Here is a 17,033-nt window from a genome sequence, read left to right on the forward strand (position 1 = left end):
CTAGAGCTTGGCCTGTAGCGCCTTTACTTCCGCCTGACCCGGAAACTTGTCGCCAAGGGCGGCCAAGCGGTCAAGCTCCACCTTTGCCTTGGCCTTGTCGTTGTTGCTCAGATAGTAGCTCGCGAGCCGCAGTCGAAAGGCCGGCACCTCCGGCGCAATCGCCACCGCGGTGGACTGGATCTGCACCGCTTTGGCGAAATCCTGCTTTCGCGCCTGAAGCTCAGCCAACGTGTCCAAATAGGAAGGCTCACGAGGCGCCAGCTTGACAGCCTTTTGTGCAAGCTCCAGTGCTTCGGGCTTGTTCTCCCGCCCGAGCAGCCAAGCCAGGTTGTTCAACGCAGCAGTGTTGTCAGGCTGTAGTTGAAGTACCGCGGCATAGCGCTGTCGCGCCAACTCGTACTGCCCCTTGTTCAACGCAGCATCACCCAGATAGAAGGTGAACGCGGGAGCTGCAGCGGCGTACGACATCCACTGCTGCTCAAGCTTGGCAGCCGCATCGCTTTGGCCGCTCATTACCAGCACACGGTGCAGTTTGATTGCCACGTCCACCGATGGCCGCTTTGCCAAGGACTGGCGATAGGCAGTGGCCGCTGCAGGCCAGTTCTTGCCACTCAACTCGAGATCACCTTCGAGTGCAAAGCCTGCCGCCTCGTTGCCAGGCTGACGCTGCACGGCGCGCGCCGTGGCAAGCGCCTCCTTGCGACGGCCAGTGGTCAGATCCAAGGCCATCAGCGCCTGACGGGCCGGCACGAAATCGGGCCTGACTTCCAGAGCCTTGCGCAGCGCGGCGGTCGCGCCCGGCAAGTCCTTCTGGGCACGGTAGATGTCGGCAAGACGCATCAACGGCAAGGGCGACGCAGGCTGCAGCGATACGACACGGTTGTAGGTGGCGACGGCTTGGTTGACCTCGCCAGAAAGGTACTGTGCCTGCCCCAGCGCATCGAGCAGTTCGGGGTTGTCGGGAAGCGCCGCCAATCCCTCTTGCGCCACCGTCACGCCGGCCTTGAAGTCCTTGCGCTCCACATGGGCTGCAATCAACGCGAGCCGAGGCGCCACCTCCATCGGACTGGCCTTGACCGTCCGTGCCAGCACCTCGACCACCTCCTCCGCAGATGCTCCCGTTTGCGACCGCAACCGCGCCAGCGCAAGTCCCGCGCGCACGTCGGAGGGGTTGGCCTTGGAGAACGTCTCGAAGCGCTGCTGCGCTGCCGCAAACTTGCCTTCATTCATCTCCAGCGACGCCAGGCTGGCCGCAGCAGGGAAAAACGACGGGTTGATGGCCAGCGCCGCCTGAAAAGCCGCTCGCGCCCGGTCAGGATTGCCACGTTGCAACTCGGTACGCCCGCGCAGATCGGCAGCCAAGGGCGACTTGGGTTGCTTGGCCTCCATGCGATCGATGGCCTTGAGCGCACTGTCGAATTCCTTGCGGCGCAGATGTGCGTTGATGAGCGCAAGGTCCGCAACGACACCGGCATCCGTCGAAGCGATCGAGCGCAACGCCTCCAGCCCCTGCTCCGTCTTGCCCTTTGCAACCTGCGCCAACGCCAGAGCAGTCCGACTGGTGGTGTCACGCGGATTGAGGGCTGCCGCGCGCTCGAAATAGCGCTCTGCCTTGGCGGCGTCGCCGCTGAGCACGTAGGACTGCGCCATCAACACCTGGGGCTCCCACTGCGGTGGATCAGCTTCCAGCAATGGCTGCAGTACCTTTGCAACCTTGCCAGACTCGCCCGAGCGCAGATGCGCCTGAGCAAGCAGCAGCCGCACGCGAGGCTGCGCCGGCGCCAGTTGCATCGCCTTGCCGAGGTGAGCCTCGGCCTGCAGCAGCAGGCCCTTGGAAAGTTCGATGGCGCCGGCCAGCTGCAAGGCCATCACGTCATCCGGCAACTGCTGCAGCAGGCGCTGAACCTGTTCGAGAGCAGTTCTCAGGTCATCTTTCTCAAAAGCGACCGAGGCCGTGAAGAACTTGGTTTGAGGCGACTGCGGCGCTGCCTTCCGAAGCACTTCCAATTGCGCCTCTGCCGCCGGCAGATCCCTCTTGCCGAGCAGCATCCAGAGCGCTGACGTGTGGGCCGCAGCATTCGAAGGATTGCGCTGGATGGCATCACGGAAAGCCGCGAGCGCAGCATCCTCCTGCCCCGACAACAACAGCAACTCGCCCTTCAGCTGCCGGGCATCGGAATTCTCGGGCGCAGACGCAATCACTTGATCCAGCGCGGCAAGCGCACCAGGCACGTCCTTCTTGCCGGCCTGCATGCGGACCTGCAGCAACCTGGCGCCGACATGTTGAGGGTCCGCCGTCAATGCAGCCTTGACGGCACCCTGCGCCTCCACAGCCTTGTTTTGTGCCAGGTAGGCCCATGCCAGGACGGACTGCAACTCCGCCTCGGCAGCCGGCGACTTCAAGGATTGGCCGCCATAGCTGCTGATGATCTTCTGCGTCTCCCCCTTGGCGAGTGCAATCCGCGCCAGCAGCGGCGTGACGCGATCTGAGTCGTAGCCCAGATCCTTCGCCTTCTGCAGTTCCACCTCGGCGCCGACGGCATCGCCACTGTCCAGCAGCGCCCGACCCAGAAGGAACCGCCCCTCCGCGTGATCCGAGTCCTTCTGAAGCAGATTCTTCAGTTGAATGACTGCCGCCCTGTTGTCCTTCTTCTCAAGGTGCTTGCGCGCTGACGCCAACAAGTTCTCTGCGGACTCACCACCGCAACCAGCCAAGGTCAGCCCCAGGCTCAGCAACACGAGCCCGGCAATTCGTTGTGTAGGTCTCACCTGTTGTTCCCTGCCCGTTCCATCACTTGATCTGTAGCTTGCTCATGAGATCGTAGAGCGTCGGCCTGCTGATACCGAGGATCTCCGCGGCCTTCACGATATTGCCGTCCGCGCGCGACAGCGCCGCCACGACCACCTGCCGCTCCGCGCGCTCGCGCACCGTTCTCAGGTCCAGCGACGCCAGTTCGTCGTCGTCAGCGGACGCCGGCGCCTGCAGACCCAGATCCTGGCTGGTGATGCGGTCTCCGTCCGCCATGATGGACGCGCGCTTGACCAGGTTCTGCAATTCCCGCACGTTGCCGGGCCAGCCGTGCGCCTCGAGCGCACGCACGGCGTCGTCGGACAGGCTGAATGCGGAACGCCGCTGTTCAGCCGCGAAGCGGCGCAGGAAGGCATGCGCCAGCAGCACGGCATCACCCGCGCGTTCGCGCAGCGGCGGGATCGGCACGACGATCTCGGCCAACCGGTAGTAAAGGTCCTCGCGGAAGCGCCCTTCGGCGATCTGCCGCTTCAGGTCCTGGTGCGTCGCGCCGACGATGCGCACATCCACAGCGATCTCCTGGCGGCTGCCCAGGCGCTCGATGCGGCGCTCCTGCAGGAAACGCAGCAGCTTGGCCTGCAGAGACATCGGCAGGTCGCCGATCTCATCGAGCATCAAGGTGCCGCCGTTGGCAGTCTCGATCTTGCCCAGCGTGGTCTTGGTGGCGCCGGTGAAGGCGCCGCGTTCGTAGCCAAACAGCTCACTTTCCAGCAGCGTCTCGGGAATGGCTGCGCAGTTGATCGCGACGAAACGGCCCTTGCGCCTCGACGCATCGTGCAGCCCCTGCGCCAGAACCTCTTTGCCGGTGCCGCTCTCACCCAGCAGCAGCACGGTGGCGTCACTGGATGCGACTTTCTCGATCATGCGGCAGACGCGCTGCATGCCCGGGTCGCGCGTGACGAGACCGGCCAGCACGTCACTGCCCTGCTGCATCTGCAGGCGACGGTTCTCCTGCTGCAACTCATAGAGGCGGTAGGCGCGCTCCACGGTCAGCGCCAGCACATCCGGGTCCACCGGCTTGGCGAGGAAGTCGTAGGCACCCATGCGGATGGCGCGCAGTGCGTTGTCCTGGTCGTTCTGGCCTGTCAGCACGATGACCTTGACGCCCGGGTCCAGCTCCAGCAGTTTCTCCAGGCACTTGAAGCCTTCGGACACCGAATCGCGGTCAGGCGGCAGCCCAAGGTCCATCGTCACGACGGCCGGGTTGTTGCGGCGGAACTGCAACACGGCGCTGGCGACGTCGTCCGCCGTGACGGACTCGAAGCGGTCCAGAGACCACTTGAGCTGCTTCTGCAGCGCGAGGTCGTCTTCGACGATCAGCAGCGGCGCATGACGGGGTGTGCTCATCGGGCTTCCAGAGCGGCCAGCGGCGCATCGCTCTGCGCATGGAACAGCGGCAGCAGCAGCGTCACGGTGGTGCCGCGGTTCAGTTCACTTTGCACGTTGATGCTGCCTCCCAGTTCCTGCACGTATTGATAGCTCTCGTGAGCACCGATGCCCATGCCCGCGGCTTTGGTGGTCTGGAAAGGCTTGAAGAGACGATTCTGTATGAAATCCTCGCTCATCCCGCAGCCACTATCCACCACGCAAACGCGGGCCTGGCTTCCCTGCGCATCCAGCTTCAGGCTGACGCGACCATCAGGCGGCGTCGCATCGAAGGCGTTCTGCACGACATGGCCCAGCACACGCTCGACGCGCTCGGCGTGGCCACGCGTGCTCACACCCGGTTGAAGGTCCAGCAGCAGCACCCTGCCCTTGCTGGCCGCCGCGGCCGCCAGCCCCCGGGCGATCTGCTCCAGGTCAACGCCGCTCGTCACACCATGCGGCTTGTCACCCTGGCGCAGCTGCAGCATCAGCTGCCGCATCTTCTCCAGCGAGTTCTCGACGGTGTCCAGCATGTCCTGCTGAAACTCGGGGTTGTCGCGCAGCCGCTTGGCGTTCTTCATCATCAGCGACAGCTGCGTGACGATGTTCTTCAGGTCATGCACGACGAACGCCGACATGCGGTTGAAAGCATCGAACTTGCGCGCCTCCAGCAAGGCCTCGGTGGCCTGGGCCTGGGCGAGATAGCCCGATGCCTGGCTGGCCGCCGTGCGCAGCAGGTCGCGAACCTCCCAGTTCAACTCGACTTCCGCGCGCGGCCGGCCCAGCACCACAAAGCCGATCAGCGATTCGCGAACCAGCAACGGAATCAGCAGCCAGCAGCGCGGCTCATTGACCAGCCAGTCAGGCAGGTCGAGCCCCGGGTAGGCGTCACGGCGCTCACTCCACTCCTGCACGTCGACGATCCAGGCGCGCTCGCGCCAGAACGCCGCGAGCGCGCCACCGCGCGACTCAGCAACAGGCTGTGCGGGCAGGTTCCAACGCGCCGCCTGCACGAAATCCGCGTCCGCGCTGCGCTGCAGCCACAACATCCCGCTGGGACTTTCCACCAGATTGGCCAACGCCCGCACGACGGTCTCGGCGGTGTCCTGCGGCTCGGCGCTACTGGACAGCAGTTGCGTGAACCGCAGCCATTCCTGGCGGTAGTCGTAGCGATAGCTGAAGAAGTTCTTGCTGATGTACACGCGCAGCCGCGCCCGCATCGACCCCGACGCCACCAGCAGCGCCAGCGCGACCAGCGCAATGAACACGAGCACCACCGACAGCGCGCGCCCCCACTGACCGCCGGTGTAGCGCACCTGGTAGCCGACGGCAGCCACCAGCAGCAGGTAAATGCCCACCAGCAACAGCGTCGCCGAGTGAAAGACCGCGGCCCGCGACACATGCAGCTTGCCCAGCCAGTCCGCGTGCCGGCGCGACGCCACCAGCAGCAGCGGCACGGCCGCCGCATGCACCAGCGAGCGCACGCTGAAGGCGTCGCCATCAAAGCGCTCGAACAGCACGGCCTGCGAACCAATGAACAGGTCGAAGACAAAGATGCCGCCCAGAGCCAGACTCACAGGCTTGGCATTCCAACGGGCGTCGGCGGTCGCATTGCGCAAGACCTGTTCGATCAGCATCAGGCCCAGCACAGCCAGCCCCAAAGACGCAAATGCCTGCACACGCGCCAGGGCACCAGCCGGCTGCTGCTCAGCCAACACGATCAAGCCCAGCTGCAACATCACCGCCGCGGCCGAGACGACGCGCATCCAGCCCAGCACACCGCCCCGCCGCAGAGGCGGCAGCAGCAACAACATGAAGGCCAGCCACAGTGCAAAACGCAACAGGTCCAGACTGGGAACGATCCAGCTGGGCAGCCGATCCGACCAGTGGCGGAACGCGTCCACCAATGACACGCCGGCCCACAGCGCACTGGCCATCAAGGCCGCGAGGAAAACCACCGCCAACCGCGTGACCGGCAGACCGCCGCGCCACAGGCGCTGAGCGAAGTAAAGAACGAACAACCCGTAGGCGACGCAGCAGATCAGGTCGCCCAGACTGCGCAGCGAGGCCAGCGGCGCCAACGCGTCGATGAAGGCAGTCGGGGAGTTGTCGAAAGCGACGCTGGGCATGCCGGATTCAAGCATGCCGCTGCGGCCGGCCGCATCGGCGCTTGTGCCAGGAAGACGGGACTAGCGGGCGCCCTTGCCCGTCAGCACGACAGCCACCGTCTCCAGCATGATCAGCAGATCGAGGAACAGCGAATGGTTCTTGACGTAGTAGAGGTCGTACTGCAGCTTCTCGACCGAATCCTCAATCGTCGAGCCGTATTCGTAGCGCACCTGGGCCCAGCCCGTCACGCCCGGCTTCACGCTGTGACGGACGGCGTAGTACGGAATCTTGCTGATCAGTTCGTCGACGAAGTACTGTCGCTCCGGACGCGGGCCGACCATGCTCATTTCGCCCCACAGCACGTTGAAAAGCTGCGGCAGTTCGTCAATGCGCACCTTGCGGATAAAGCGTCCGACACCGGTCACGCGGTCATCGTTCTTGCTAGCCCAGCGCGGCTTGCCGTCCTTCTCGGCATCGGTTCGCATGCTGCGGAACTTGATGACCTTGAACGGCACGCCGTTCAGGCCCACGCGCTCCTGGCGATACAGCACCGGGCCTCGGGACTCGATGCGAATGGCCAGCGCCGTGACCAGCATCACCGGCCACGCCACCGCCAGGATCAGCGCAGCGAAGACGATGTCGCAGACACGCTTGATCGCGGCCCGCACCATGCCTTGGCTGAAGCCATCACCGAACACCAGCCAGCCGGCGTTGACGTGCTTGATGTTGATCTGGGCCAGCGTCTTCTCGAAGTGGGTCGCGATGTCGACAACGCGCACGCCGGACAGCTTGCAATCCAGCAGCTGGCGCAGGGGCATGCTGCCGCCGCGGCGCTCGCTCAGGGCTACGACGATCTCGTCGACGTTGTGGCGCAGTGCCGCCTCGGTCAGGTTGGCGCCGTCATTGATGATCTCGCCCTGAGGCACCTCGTGCTGTTCTTCGTTCGGGCCGGCGTAGTAACCGACGATCTGCGCATGCGGGTCAGACGCACGCAGCGTGTTGCCCACGGCGCGCGCGGCCGGGCCGGTACCGAAAATCAGGATGCGGCTGCGCATGCGCGCCTGGGCGGTGGAGTGCGCGGCGTAAACGCGGTGCACCATCACCGCCGCCACGGCAGCCATCGCCACCAGCGTCAGCAGATCGCGGTGGCTGGTGTCCGAAGGCACCAGGCTGAAGATGGCATAGGCCAGCGGCAGGCCGAACAGCAGGCCGAACAGTGCGCGCGCACAGGACTCCGTCACGGAGCGGTTGTGCACATGCTGGTAGAAACCCGTCGCCGAATTGATCACGAACATGCAACCCGCCAGCGACAGGCCGTGGGACGCTGCGAAAGGCAGCACCGTCTGGGCGGCCTCGCCCTGGCTCAGCACGACGGCAATAACTGCAAAAACGATCAGACCGAGATCGAAGAAGACCTGAAGCAGGGTCTGCTTGTGCAGGTAATGGTTGAATATTCGAATCATCTACATCCCCGATCAGTTCTGCTGGGCGCCTTGTGCGTCTGCCATACGGTCCACGAAATTCGAATCTCTCGATATTCCATTCACCTCGGCGTGAAAGCGCATGAAGCACTCGCTCGCCTGCCGTCCGACGGACCGCCAGGGCAGGTTTCATCGACCCCGGCCTGACGCCGCAACGACGTGGCCCGCCCAGCCTCGATCGCGCCGGCATCATGCCTCTGGGACAGGGGCTTGAAAGCCCCCCGTTTGGAGGGTGGCTGCCCCCTGAATCCGGCTCGGCAGGCTGGGCCCCCGTCGCGGCCTCAAGGCGAGCATTTCGCGGCCGCCGGCAGTAGACCGCAAAGCCGGCGACAGCACCATGAAAGCCGGACACCATGGCCGACAAAGCGTGCGAAACGCACAGCCGCCACATTGAAATCTGACGAAACCTCGCTTTCAAGCTGGGCCAGCGCCACTGCCGGGCATTGGCCCGAGCGCGAATATTCCGCGCCCATATAGAAAATCCAACTCAGATGATTTTTTTGATCAACCTGTCGCAACCGGCATTGATTTGTCGTCGCATTGCGTGCAGTTTGACAAACCATGCTCCAACAAAAAAACCCGCCGGGCGGCGGGTTTCGATTGGGGCATCCGCGCCGGGCCGGCGCGGTGTCGGCAGCGCAGGATCAGCGCACGACGGCGATCTGCTCGCGCGCGCCACCCTTGTAGGTGTAGAGCGTCAGCGCGCCGTTCTTGATGTCGCCCTTGGGGTCGAAGGCGATGACGCCCGTCACACCCTTGAAGCCGGAGGTCTTGGCCAGCTCGGGCAGGTACTTGGCAGGCTCGGCCGACTTGGCGCGGACCATGGCGTCCACCATCACGTTGACGGCGTCATAGACGTAAGGTGCATAGATCTGCACGTCGGCGTTGAACTTGGCCTTGAACTTGGCGCGGAAATCGTCCATGGACTTCTTGGCCTCGCCCTCGACGCCGCCGGCTTCGGCACACACCACCTGGCCGTCACCCATGGTGCCGGCGGCCAGCTTGGGCAGTTCGCCCGTGCAGATGCCGTCGCCACCCATGAACTTGGCTTCGATGCCCAGCTGCTTCATCTGGCGCAGCATCGGGCCGGCCACGGCGTCCATGCCACCGAAGAAGACAACGTCAGGCTTCTTGGCCTTGAACGTGGTCAGGATGGTCATGAAGTCGACGGCCTTGTCGTTGGTGTACTCGTGGCCCACCACTTGCGCGCCAGCCTTCTTGGCGGCCATCTCGAATTCCTTGGCGACGCCCTGGCCGTAAGCGGTGCGGTCGTCGATGACGGCGACCTTCTTGGCCTTCAGCGTCGTGACGGCGTACTTGCCCAGCGTGCCACCCAGCTGGCCGTCGTTGGCGACCACGCGGAAGGTGTTCTTCAGGCCACGGCTCGTGAACTCGACAGCGGTGGCCGACGGGCTGATCTGCGGAATGCCTGCATCGCTGTAGATCTTGGAGGCCGGGATCGAGGTGCCGGAGTTCAGGTGGCCGACGACGCCGTTGACCTTGGAGTCCACCAGCTTGGAGGCGGCGGCGGTGCCCTGCTTCGGGTCAGCCGCGTCGTCTTCAGCCAGAAGTTCAAACTTGGCCTTCTTGCCGCCGATGGTCACGCCCTTGGCGTTCAGCTCTTCGATGGCCAGACGCGCACCCAGTTCGTTGTCCTTGCCCAGGTGCGCGATGGCGCCGCTGGTGGGGCCCACATGGCCGATCTTGACGACCAGCTCCTGCGACATCGCGACACCGCTCAGCAGTGCGGCCACTGCGCCCACCAACACATTCACTTTGACTTGCATGGATCAACTCCGGTTTGGAAGAGGGAGAGAAAAGAAGAAAGACAAGAACTGTTGAGTTTTCAACGAATTGAACATATCCCAAATCCGAAAGCCCCTCATTCGGGAAAGCGTGGACCCGGGACGGTCAACCTGCCGCTGAAAAATGGTCCAGCTTGGCACCGGCCTGCTGGTAGAGGCGATAACGCGCACGGCCCGCCTGGACGACGTCGGGCTCTCGCCCGATGACCTCCAACACGCGCTCGAACGCCATCGCATCGCCCGGCATCGAATCCGCCAGGTTCAGCAGCAGGCCGCGATGCGGCAGCCGGCTTGCATCATCCACCAGCAGCACCTCGCCCGAGACGGTCGGCGTGGCTCCGTCCCAACGCCGGTGCGCGATGAACTCGGTCGGCTCAAAGCTCCACAGCAACTCGTCGAGCCGCGCGGCCTGCGCGGCCGGCACGCAGACGCCCACCGGCTTGCCCGACGCGAGGGCGCGACGGATGAGCCGGCAGGCGAAGTGCAGCGGCTCGGACGCGTCGCTGTAGAAGCTGACCTGGACCGGCACGCTTACTTGGCGTGGCCCAGCACGAAGTGCGTCAGCAGCCCGACGGGGCGACCCGTGGCGCCCTTGGCGGCACCGCCCTTCCAGGCCGTGCCGGCGATGTCCAGATGCCCCCAGCGGTACTTGCCGGCGAAGCGCTGCAGGAACTTGGCCGCCGTGATGGAACCACCGGCGCGGCCGGCAATGTTGGGCACGTCGGCAAAGTTGCTCTTCAGGCCTTCGGCGTACTCATCGTCCAGCGGCATGCGCCAGCAGGGATCCAGCGCGGTGTCGCCGGCTGCCGTCAGCGCGGCGGCCAGTTCGTCGTCGCTGGCATACATGCCGCTGCGCACGCCGCCCAGCGCAATGACGCAGGCGCCGGTCAGCGTCGCCACGTCGACGACGACGGCAGGCTTGAAGCGCTCGGCGTAGGTCAGCGCGTCACAGAGGATGAGGCGGCCCTCGGCATCGGTGTTCAGGATCTCGATGGTCTGGCCCGACATGGACGTGACCACATCGCCCGGCTTGACGGCCCGGCCGCTGGGCATGTTCTCGCAGGCCGCGACGATGACGACGAGGTTGAGCTTGGGCTTGAGTTCGGCCACCGCGCGCAGCGTGCCGATGACGCTGGCGGCGCCGCCCATGTCGAACTTCATCTCGTCCATCTCGGCGCCCGGCTTCAGCGAGATGCCGCCGGTGTCGAACGTGATGCCCTTGCCGACCAGCACGACCGGCGCCACCGTCTTGGCCGCGCCTTCGTAGCGGGCGACGATGAAGCGCAGCGGCTCGTCCGAGCCCTGCGCCACGGCCAGGAAGCTGCCCATGCCCAGCTTCTCGACGGCCTTCTTGTCCAGCACCTCGACCTTGAAGCCGTGCGTCTTGCCGAGATCCTGCACGACCTGACCCAGGTAAGTCGGCGTCGCGTAGTTGGCGGGGCGGTTGGCACACTCGCGCGCCAGGTCGATGCCGGCAGCCACGGCCTCGCCGCGCGTCAGGCCGGCCTTCGCCGCCTTCAGGTCGGCCTTGGGCACCAGCAGCGCCAGCCTGGCCAGCTTGGGCGCCGCGGGCGCGCTGGGCTTGGTGTGGCGGTAAACGTAGACGGCATCGGCGCCGGCCACCGCGGCCTGCTCGGCCAGCGCCTCGGTCAAGCCGGCGTCGAAGCCCGCGAAGGCGACGGCCGCGCTGGCCACGCCGCGCGACTTGACCTGCGCCAGTGCGGCCGCCAAGGCGGCACGCCCAGCGGCCAGCGTCGTCTTGCCGCTGGCGGCCAGCACCAGGCGGGCGGCCTTGATGCCTTCGGCATGCGTCAGCACGACGGCCTGGCCGGCCTTGAGCGCGAAGTCCCCGAGCTTGATCGCAGCCTGCGCCTGTTTGGCGACGGCGGCGTCCAGGCCTTGCGGCAGCGTGTCGCCGCCGAGCACCACGATGAGAGCGTCGGCGCCTGCGGTGGCGAGCGCGTCGAGCTCAGTGGTTTGAACCTTGAAGTCCATAATGACCGGAAGTAGATAGAAGTGCGTTTGATGTTATTCGATTCATCCACGCGGTCCGAGCTGGCCAAGAGCTTCGGCGTCACGCTGGTGGTCATCCTGACCATCATGCTGACGCTGACGCTGATCAAGACGCTGGGTCAGGCGGCCGGCGGCAATGTCGCGCCGCAGGACGTGGTGCTGCTGATGGGCTACACGACCATCGCGCACCTGGCCACCATCCTCACCCTGTCCATCTTCCTGGCCGTCGTGCTGACGCTGGGGCGCTTCTACCGCGAGTCGGAGATGACGATCTGGTTCGCCAGCGGCATCCCGCTGTCCAGCTTCGTGCGGCCGGTGCTGCGCATGGCCTGGCCGGTGCTGCTGGCCATCGTCGTGCTGGAGCTCGTCATCTGGCCCTGGGGCAACCAGAACAGCGCCGAGCTGCGCGACCGCTACCAGAAGCGCAGCGACCTGTCGCGCGTCGCGCCAGGGCAGTTCCAGAGCTCGCGCGACGGCAGCCGCGTGTTCTTCATCGAGCGCGACGGCGACAACGCCGCCACCGGCCGCAACGTCTTCATCCTCGCCAACCAGCACGAACGCGAGTCGGTGACGACGGCGTCGCGCGGCCGACTGCTGATGGAGGGCGACGACCGCTATCTGGTGCTGGACCACGGCCAGCGCAACGAGACGCAGTTCAAGACCGGCGAGAAGAGCCTGGCGCGCTTCGAGCAGTACAAGATCATGACCGACCCCCAGACGCTGGCCAACGCCAGCCAGCTGCCCCCGAAGGCCACGGCCACGCTGGACCTGTTGCGCAACCCCACGCCCAAGAACCAGGGCGAGCTGGCCTGGCGCTTCGGCATGATCCTGGGCGGCTTCAACATGGCGCTGCTGGGCGTGGGGCTGTCGGCCTCCAACCCGCGCCGCGCCAGCAACTGGAACCTGCTGTTCGCACTGCTGGCCTTCGTCGTCTACTTCAACCTCATCAACTTGACGGTGTCCTGGGTGAGCAACGGCCGCGCGGCACTGCCCAACGCGCTGGTTGCCGTCCACGGCGGCGCCCTCTTCCTCGCGCTGGCCATCATCTGGCTGCGCGACAACGGCAACCGCTTCTGCCTGCGCCGGCAGCCCAAGGCGGCCGCGGCATGAAGACGGTCCGGCAACTGCTCTACAGGGACATCGTCGGCTCGGTCGTGCTGGTGGGCGCGGCCTTCCTGTCACTGGTGTTCTTCATCGACTTCGTCGAGGAACTGGACCGCATGGCGCGCATCGGCGCCGGCGCCGGCAAGGCTGCGCTGATGGCGGCGATGGAGATTCCGGGCAACTTCTACGAGCTCTTTCCGATCGCCGTGCTGATCGGCGCCATCATCTCGCTGGCCCGCATGGCGCAAAGCAGCGAGTTCACCATCCTGCGCACCGGCGGACTGGGGCCTGCTCGCGCGCTGAGCCTGCTGGCCGGGCTGGCCGCGGTGTTCGCGGTGCTGACCTTCGTCGTCGGGGACTACGTGGCGCCGCAGGTCGAGCGCCACGCCGACGAGCTGCGCGCACGCATCGGCCGCGACAGCAGTCCCGCCAAACGCGGCGCCTGGCTGAAGGACCACCGCAGCGTCGACGGCCAGGAGCGCAGCTACTCCGTGAAGGTGGGCCGTGTGGGCTCCGGCGGTGAACTGGAAGACGTGCGCATCTTCGAGTTCGACCCCGAGGGCCGGCTGCTGTCCCGCACCGAGGCCGACAAGGTGGATGTCGACGGCCAGGGCCTGTGGCATCTGCAGGCCGTGAAGCGCACGACCTGGAACCCTGCTGCGGCGGGGGCAGCCAGCAAGGCCGTCGGCAACGTCGTCGTCACCGAACAGCAACTCGACAAGCTGGACTGGCAGAGCTCGCTGCACGCCGGCGTCATCGCCGCGGCGGTGCTGCCTGCCATGTCCATGTCTACGTTGGAGCTGTACCGCTACACGGCCCACCTGTCGGCGCAGGAGCAGTCGGCCCAGGCGCACAACATCCAGTTCTGGCGCAAGGCCTTCTACCCGTTCGCCTGCTTCGTCATGGTGGCGCTGGCCCTGCCCTTCGCCTACCTGCACGGCCGCTCGGGCGGCATCAGCATCAAGGTGTTCGGCGGCATCATGCTGGGCATCAGCTTCGTGCTGCTGAACAACGTGGCCGGCCACGTCGGCCTGCTGAAGAACTGGACGCCCTGGGCCGTGGCGGCCACGCCCAGCCTCATCTACATGGGGCTGTCGATGGCGGCCTTCACCTGGCTTGTGAGATACCGCTGACGTCATGACACCTCCACGCCCTCTTCGTTCACTGCCCCCCGAGGCGGCTGCAGCGCCCGCCGGGCGGCCGCGCGTGCGCTGATGGACGGCCTGCTGCTTTTCGCCCACGGCGCGCGCGACCCCGCCTGGGCACGGCCCTTCGAGATCGTCACCGAGCGGCTGCGCGCCGCGCGGCCCGGCACGCCGGTCGCCATGGCCTATCTCGAGTTCATGGCGCCGGACATGGAAGCCGCCGCCGCCCAGCTGGCCGCGGCCGGCTGCACGCGCGTGCACGTGATGCCGCTGTTCCTGGGCACCGGCGGCCATGTGCGCCGCGACGTGCCGTTGCTACTGGAGCGCCTGCGCGAGCTGCACGGCGACGCCGTCCAGTGGCAGCTGCATGCCCCGCTCGGCGACCAGGACGCCGTGCTGCACGCCATCGCCCAAGCCTGCCTCGCGCCGCTCGAATGAACCGCCCCCACGCTCGCGCCGCTCACTGCCCCCGGCCGGGGCGCGCCAGTGATTCCGGAACGACCGCGCATCACTGACATGAACCTGCATCAATTCCGCTTCGTCCAGGAAGCCGCTCGCCGCAACCTGAACCTGACCGAGACGGCCAAGGCGCTGTTCACGTCACAGCCCGGCGTGTCCAAGGCCATCCTGGAGCTGGAGGAGGAGCTGGGCGTCGACATCTTCTCGCGCCACGGCAAGCGGCTGCGCCGCATCACCGAGCCGGGCCAGCAGGTGCTGGCCTGCATCGAGATCATCCTGCGCGAGGTGGCCAACCTGAAGCGCATCGGCGAGGAGTACTCGCGCCAGGACAGCGGCACCTTCTCCATCGCCACCACGCACACGCAGGCGCGCTACGTCCTGCCGGCCCCCGTGGCGCAGCTGCGCAAGCAGCTGCCGCAGCTGCGCGTCAGCCTGCACCAGGGCAGCCCCGACCAGGTCGCCCGCATGCTCATCGACGAGACCGCCGACCTGGGCCTGGCGACCGAGTCGCTGGCGCAGTACCCGGAGCTGGTCACGCTGCCCTGCTACGAGTGGCAGCACGTGATGGTGGTGCCGCGCGACCACCCGTTGGCCAGCGCCGAGCGCGTGGACCTGGAGCAGCTGGCCACGGAGCCGCTGGTGTCCTACCACCCCAGCTTCACCGGCCGCACCCGCATCGACAAGGCCTTCGCCGCGCGCCACCTGACGCCCAACGTCGTGCTGGAGGCCATCGACTCCGACGTCATCAAGACCTATGTGCGGCTGGGCATGGGCGTGGGCATCGTCGCCGAGATGGCCATGCGCGAGGAGCCCGCCAACAGCGACCTTGTCGCGCGGCCGCTGGGCACGCTGCTGGGCAGCAACGTCACGCGCGTGGCCTTCAAGCGCGGTGCCTATCTGCGCAACTACGTCTACAGCTTTGCCGAGCTATTGTCGGAGCGGCTGTCGCGGCGGCTCATCGAGAAGGCGATGAGCGGCGAGGCCGACGACTTCAGCCTGTAAAGGCCACGCTAGGCCTCGAAGCGTGAGTCCAGCGGCAGCATGAGATCCACCTCGTCGCCACGCAGGCCGGCCTCGAACAAGTCGCGGGCCACGCTGTAAAGCGTCAGCAGGTCGCGGTAGGCCGGCAGGTCGAAATGCGAGGCGCCGGGGCCGGCGCCGCGGGCCAGCAGGTCGCGCAGCATCTGCATCGCCGCGGACGCGTCCGACCACACCACCTGCAGGTGCGCGATGACGCTGGGACTGGCGTCCAGGCTGCGACCGCGCGCCAGGCTCTGCGCCCATGCGGGCGCCAGCGTGCGGAAGCGCTGCTCGAACTGCCGCGCCAGCTCCGCGAACACATCGGGGTCGCCGCGCTGCTGGCAGATCTCCATCAGCATCAGATAGGGCATGGCGCCCGCGTTGCCGCGCGACAGCCGCGTGGCCAGCAAGTCCGCGGCCGCCTCGTGCTGACCGAGCAGCTGCAGAAAATCCACCTGCTGCTGCAAGTCCAGCAGTTCGTCGGCGACGCTCAGTTCCTGCGCCAGCGCTGGCGCCGCCGAGGGCTGAACCGGCAGCGGCTGCGTGGCCTGCAGGGCCTGTGTCGCCTGCATGGCCGGCGGCACGATGGGCGCAGGCGGCCAGGCCATGGGGCGAGGCTGCGGCCGCGTCGCCTGATGCTGGCCTTCGTCCGGCAGCACGGCCGCAGGTGCCAGCACGGGCGGTGCGATGCCGGACGGCGGTGGTGACGGCGGCAGCGGGTCGGCGGCCCCCTCGGCAGCATGCAGCGCACGCCAGTAGGCGCGTTCGCGCCGGGCCCGCTCCTCGCGCCAACGGCTGCCATAGAACGCCGCGGCGCCGGCCAGCAGGCTCAGGCCCAGCGTCAACAGCCAGGTCATCGGGTCCCGGTAGCGCGAGTTGCGCGTCGCCGGCGCCGGTGCGGGCGTGGGTGCCGATGCGAACGGCTCGGGCGCTGGTGGCGGCGGCGCCGAAGCCGCCGCCTCGGCCTGCAGGCGGGCCTCCAGCTCCGCCCGCAGCTGGGCCACCGTGTCCTCCAGCTGCGCAATCTGCGCCTCGAGCTCCGGCGTCAGGTCGGTCTCGGGCACGCTGGCCACGGGCGCCGGACGCTGCGGCGCCTGGCTGACCAGGATCTCCGGCCGCTCCAGCACCAAACGCGGACCGGTGGCCTTGGGCTTGGGCCGAACGCGCGGGCGCGGCACCACCGGCGCCGGCGCTGCCTCGGCGACGAGGCGCGCCGTCTCCTGCGGCGGCGGTGCATAGACGGGCGGCGGCGACGTGGGCGGCGCTGCGGCGCCGGCCGGCGGGTCGATGAAGGCGTTGAACTCGCGCGTGAGGCGCAGCGGGCAACCCAGCGCCAGCGTGAAGCGCAGCGCCGGTTCCTCGATGCGCACCAGGCTCTGCAGTCGCAGGCGGCGGTCGCCGGAGTCGCCCTCGATGCGCATCTGCAACAGGCCGGCGGGCACGCGCGCATCGCCTGCCGAGACCTCGGCACGCACGCAGGCCTCGGTCAGCTGCTCGCCCTCGGCGAGCATCAGCGGGATGCTGACGTCCAGCGGCTTGCCAAGCGCCGAGTGGACGGCGGGCCGGCCCACGCCGAGCGCGACAGCGCCCTGGGGCGACAGGCCCAGCAGCAAGACCAAGGCGGGTGTGAGGGCGCCCAGCAACGTCGGGCGCAGGGCCGTGATGGGCATTGACTGCGGGCGGGTCAGCGAGGCGGTTGAACGAGGGGGAGGGACAGGTCGGG

General features: G+C 67.0%; 12 protein-coding genes. 4 read left to right on the forward strand and 8 right to left on the reverse strand.

The genetic code is table 11. The features are described 5' to 3' along the window. From prsT to ACG04Q_RS24875, 7 genes are all read right to left on the reverse strand, one after another. Complete coding sequence (prsT, locus tag ACG04Q_RS24845) at nt 1–2,739, reverse strand: XrtA/PEP-CTERM system TPR-repeat protein PrsT (RefSeq protein WP_394514447.1); 2,739 nt, start codon at nt 2,737–2,739, stop codon at nt 1–3. Nucleotides 2,740–2,791: 52 nt separating this feature from the next. Then, nucleotides 2,792–4,156 (reverse strand): PEP-CTERM-box response regulator transcription factor, encoded by a 1,365-nt coding sequence (prsR, locus tag ACG04Q_RS24850; RefSeq protein ID WP_394514449.1) that lies wholly within the window; start codon nt 4,154–4,156, stop codon nt 2,792–2,794. Next, nucleotides 4,153–6,303: an XrtA/PEP-CTERM system histidine kinase PrsK gene (gene prsK / locus ACG04Q_RS24855; RefSeq protein ID WP_394514451.1), complete on the reverse strand. Its 2,151-nt coding sequence runs from the start codon at nt 6,301–6,303 to the stop codon at nt 4,153–4,155. The genes prsR and prsK overlap by 4 nt, the downstream gene beginning before the upstream one ends. Nucleotides 6,304–6,363: 60 nt before the next feature. Continuing rightward, the gene (locus tag ACG04Q_RS24860) at nt 6,364–7,746 is read right to left on the reverse strand and encodes a TIGR03013 family XrtA/PEP-CTERM system glycosyltransferase (RefSeq protein ID WP_394514453.1); all 1,383 of its coding nucleotides are present in this window, start codon (nt 7,744–7,746) and stop codon (nt 6,364–6,366) included. Nucleotides 7,747–8,408: 662 nt separating this feature from the next. Next, the gene (locus ACG04Q_RS24865; protein ID WP_394514455.1) at nt 8,409–9,551 is read right to left on the reverse strand and encodes a branched-chain amino acid ABC transporter substrate-binding protein; all 1,143 of its coding nucleotides are present in this window, start codon (nt 9,549–9,551) and stop codon (nt 8,409–8,411) included. Nucleotides 9,552–9,675: 124 nt separating this feature from the next. Next, complete coding sequence (locus tag ACG04Q_RS24870; protein ID WP_394514457.1) at nt 9,676–10,098, reverse strand: DNA polymerase III subunit chi; 423 nt, start codon at nt 10,096–10,098, stop codon at nt 9,676–9,678. A gap of 2 nt (nt 10,099–10,100) precedes the next feature. Next, nucleotides 10,101–11,564, reverse strand: a complete 1,464-nt coding sequence (locus ACG04Q_RS24875) for a leucyl aminopeptidase (RefSeq protein WP_394514459.1) — start codon at nt 11,562–11,564, stop codon at nt 10,101–10,103. A 30-nt stretch (nt 11,565–11,594) separates the two neighbouring features. On the opposite strand from ACG04Q_RS24875, the gene lptF reads away from it, so the two are divergent. The 4 genes from lptF (at nt 11,595) to ACG04Q_RS24895 (ending at nt 15,292) form a co-directional block, all read left to right on the forward strand. Beyond that, nucleotides 11,595–12,692, forward strand: coding sequence for an LPS export ABC transporter permease LptF (gene lptF / locus ACG04Q_RS24880; RefSeq protein WP_394514461.1), 1,098 nt, complete (start codon nt 11,595–11,597; stop codon nt 12,690–12,692). Further along, nucleotides 12,689–13,819, forward strand: coding sequence for an LPS export ABC transporter permease LptG (gene lptG, locus ACG04Q_RS24885; RefSeq protein WP_394514463.1), 1,131 nt, complete (start codon nt 12,689–12,691; stop codon nt 13,817–13,819). The genes lptF and lptG overlap by 4 nt, the downstream gene beginning before the upstream one ends. Nucleotides 13,820–13,900: 81 nt before the next feature. After that, nucleotides 13,901–14,269: a sirohydrochlorin chelatase gene (locus ACG04Q_RS24890; protein ID WP_394514465.1), complete on the forward strand. Its 369-nt coding sequence runs from the start codon at nt 13,901–13,903 to the stop codon at nt 14,267–14,269. Between the two features lie 78 nt (nt 14,270–14,347). Next, nucleotides 14,348–15,292 (forward strand): CysB family HTH-type transcriptional regulator, encoded by a 945-nt coding sequence (locus ACG04Q_RS24895; RefSeq protein WP_394514467.1) that lies wholly within the window; start codon nt 14,348–14,350, stop codon nt 15,290–15,292. Between the two features lie 8 nt (nt 15,293–15,300). Here the strand turns inward: ACG04Q_RS24895 and ACG04Q_RS24900 are convergent, their stop codons facing one another. Continuing rightward, nucleotides 15,301–16,980 (reverse strand): type IV pilus assembly protein FimV, encoded by a 1,680-nt coding sequence (locus ACG04Q_RS24900; RefSeq protein WP_394514469.1) that lies wholly within the window; start codon nt 16,978–16,980, stop codon nt 15,301–15,303. Between the last annotated feature and the right edge of the window lie 53 nt (nt 16,981–17,033).

The organism is Pelomonas lactea (assembly GCF_043555885.1).
GTDB classification, from domain to species: Bacteria; Pseudomonadota; Gammaproteobacteria; order Burkholderiales; family Burkholderiaceae_C; genus Pelomonas; species Pelomonas lactea.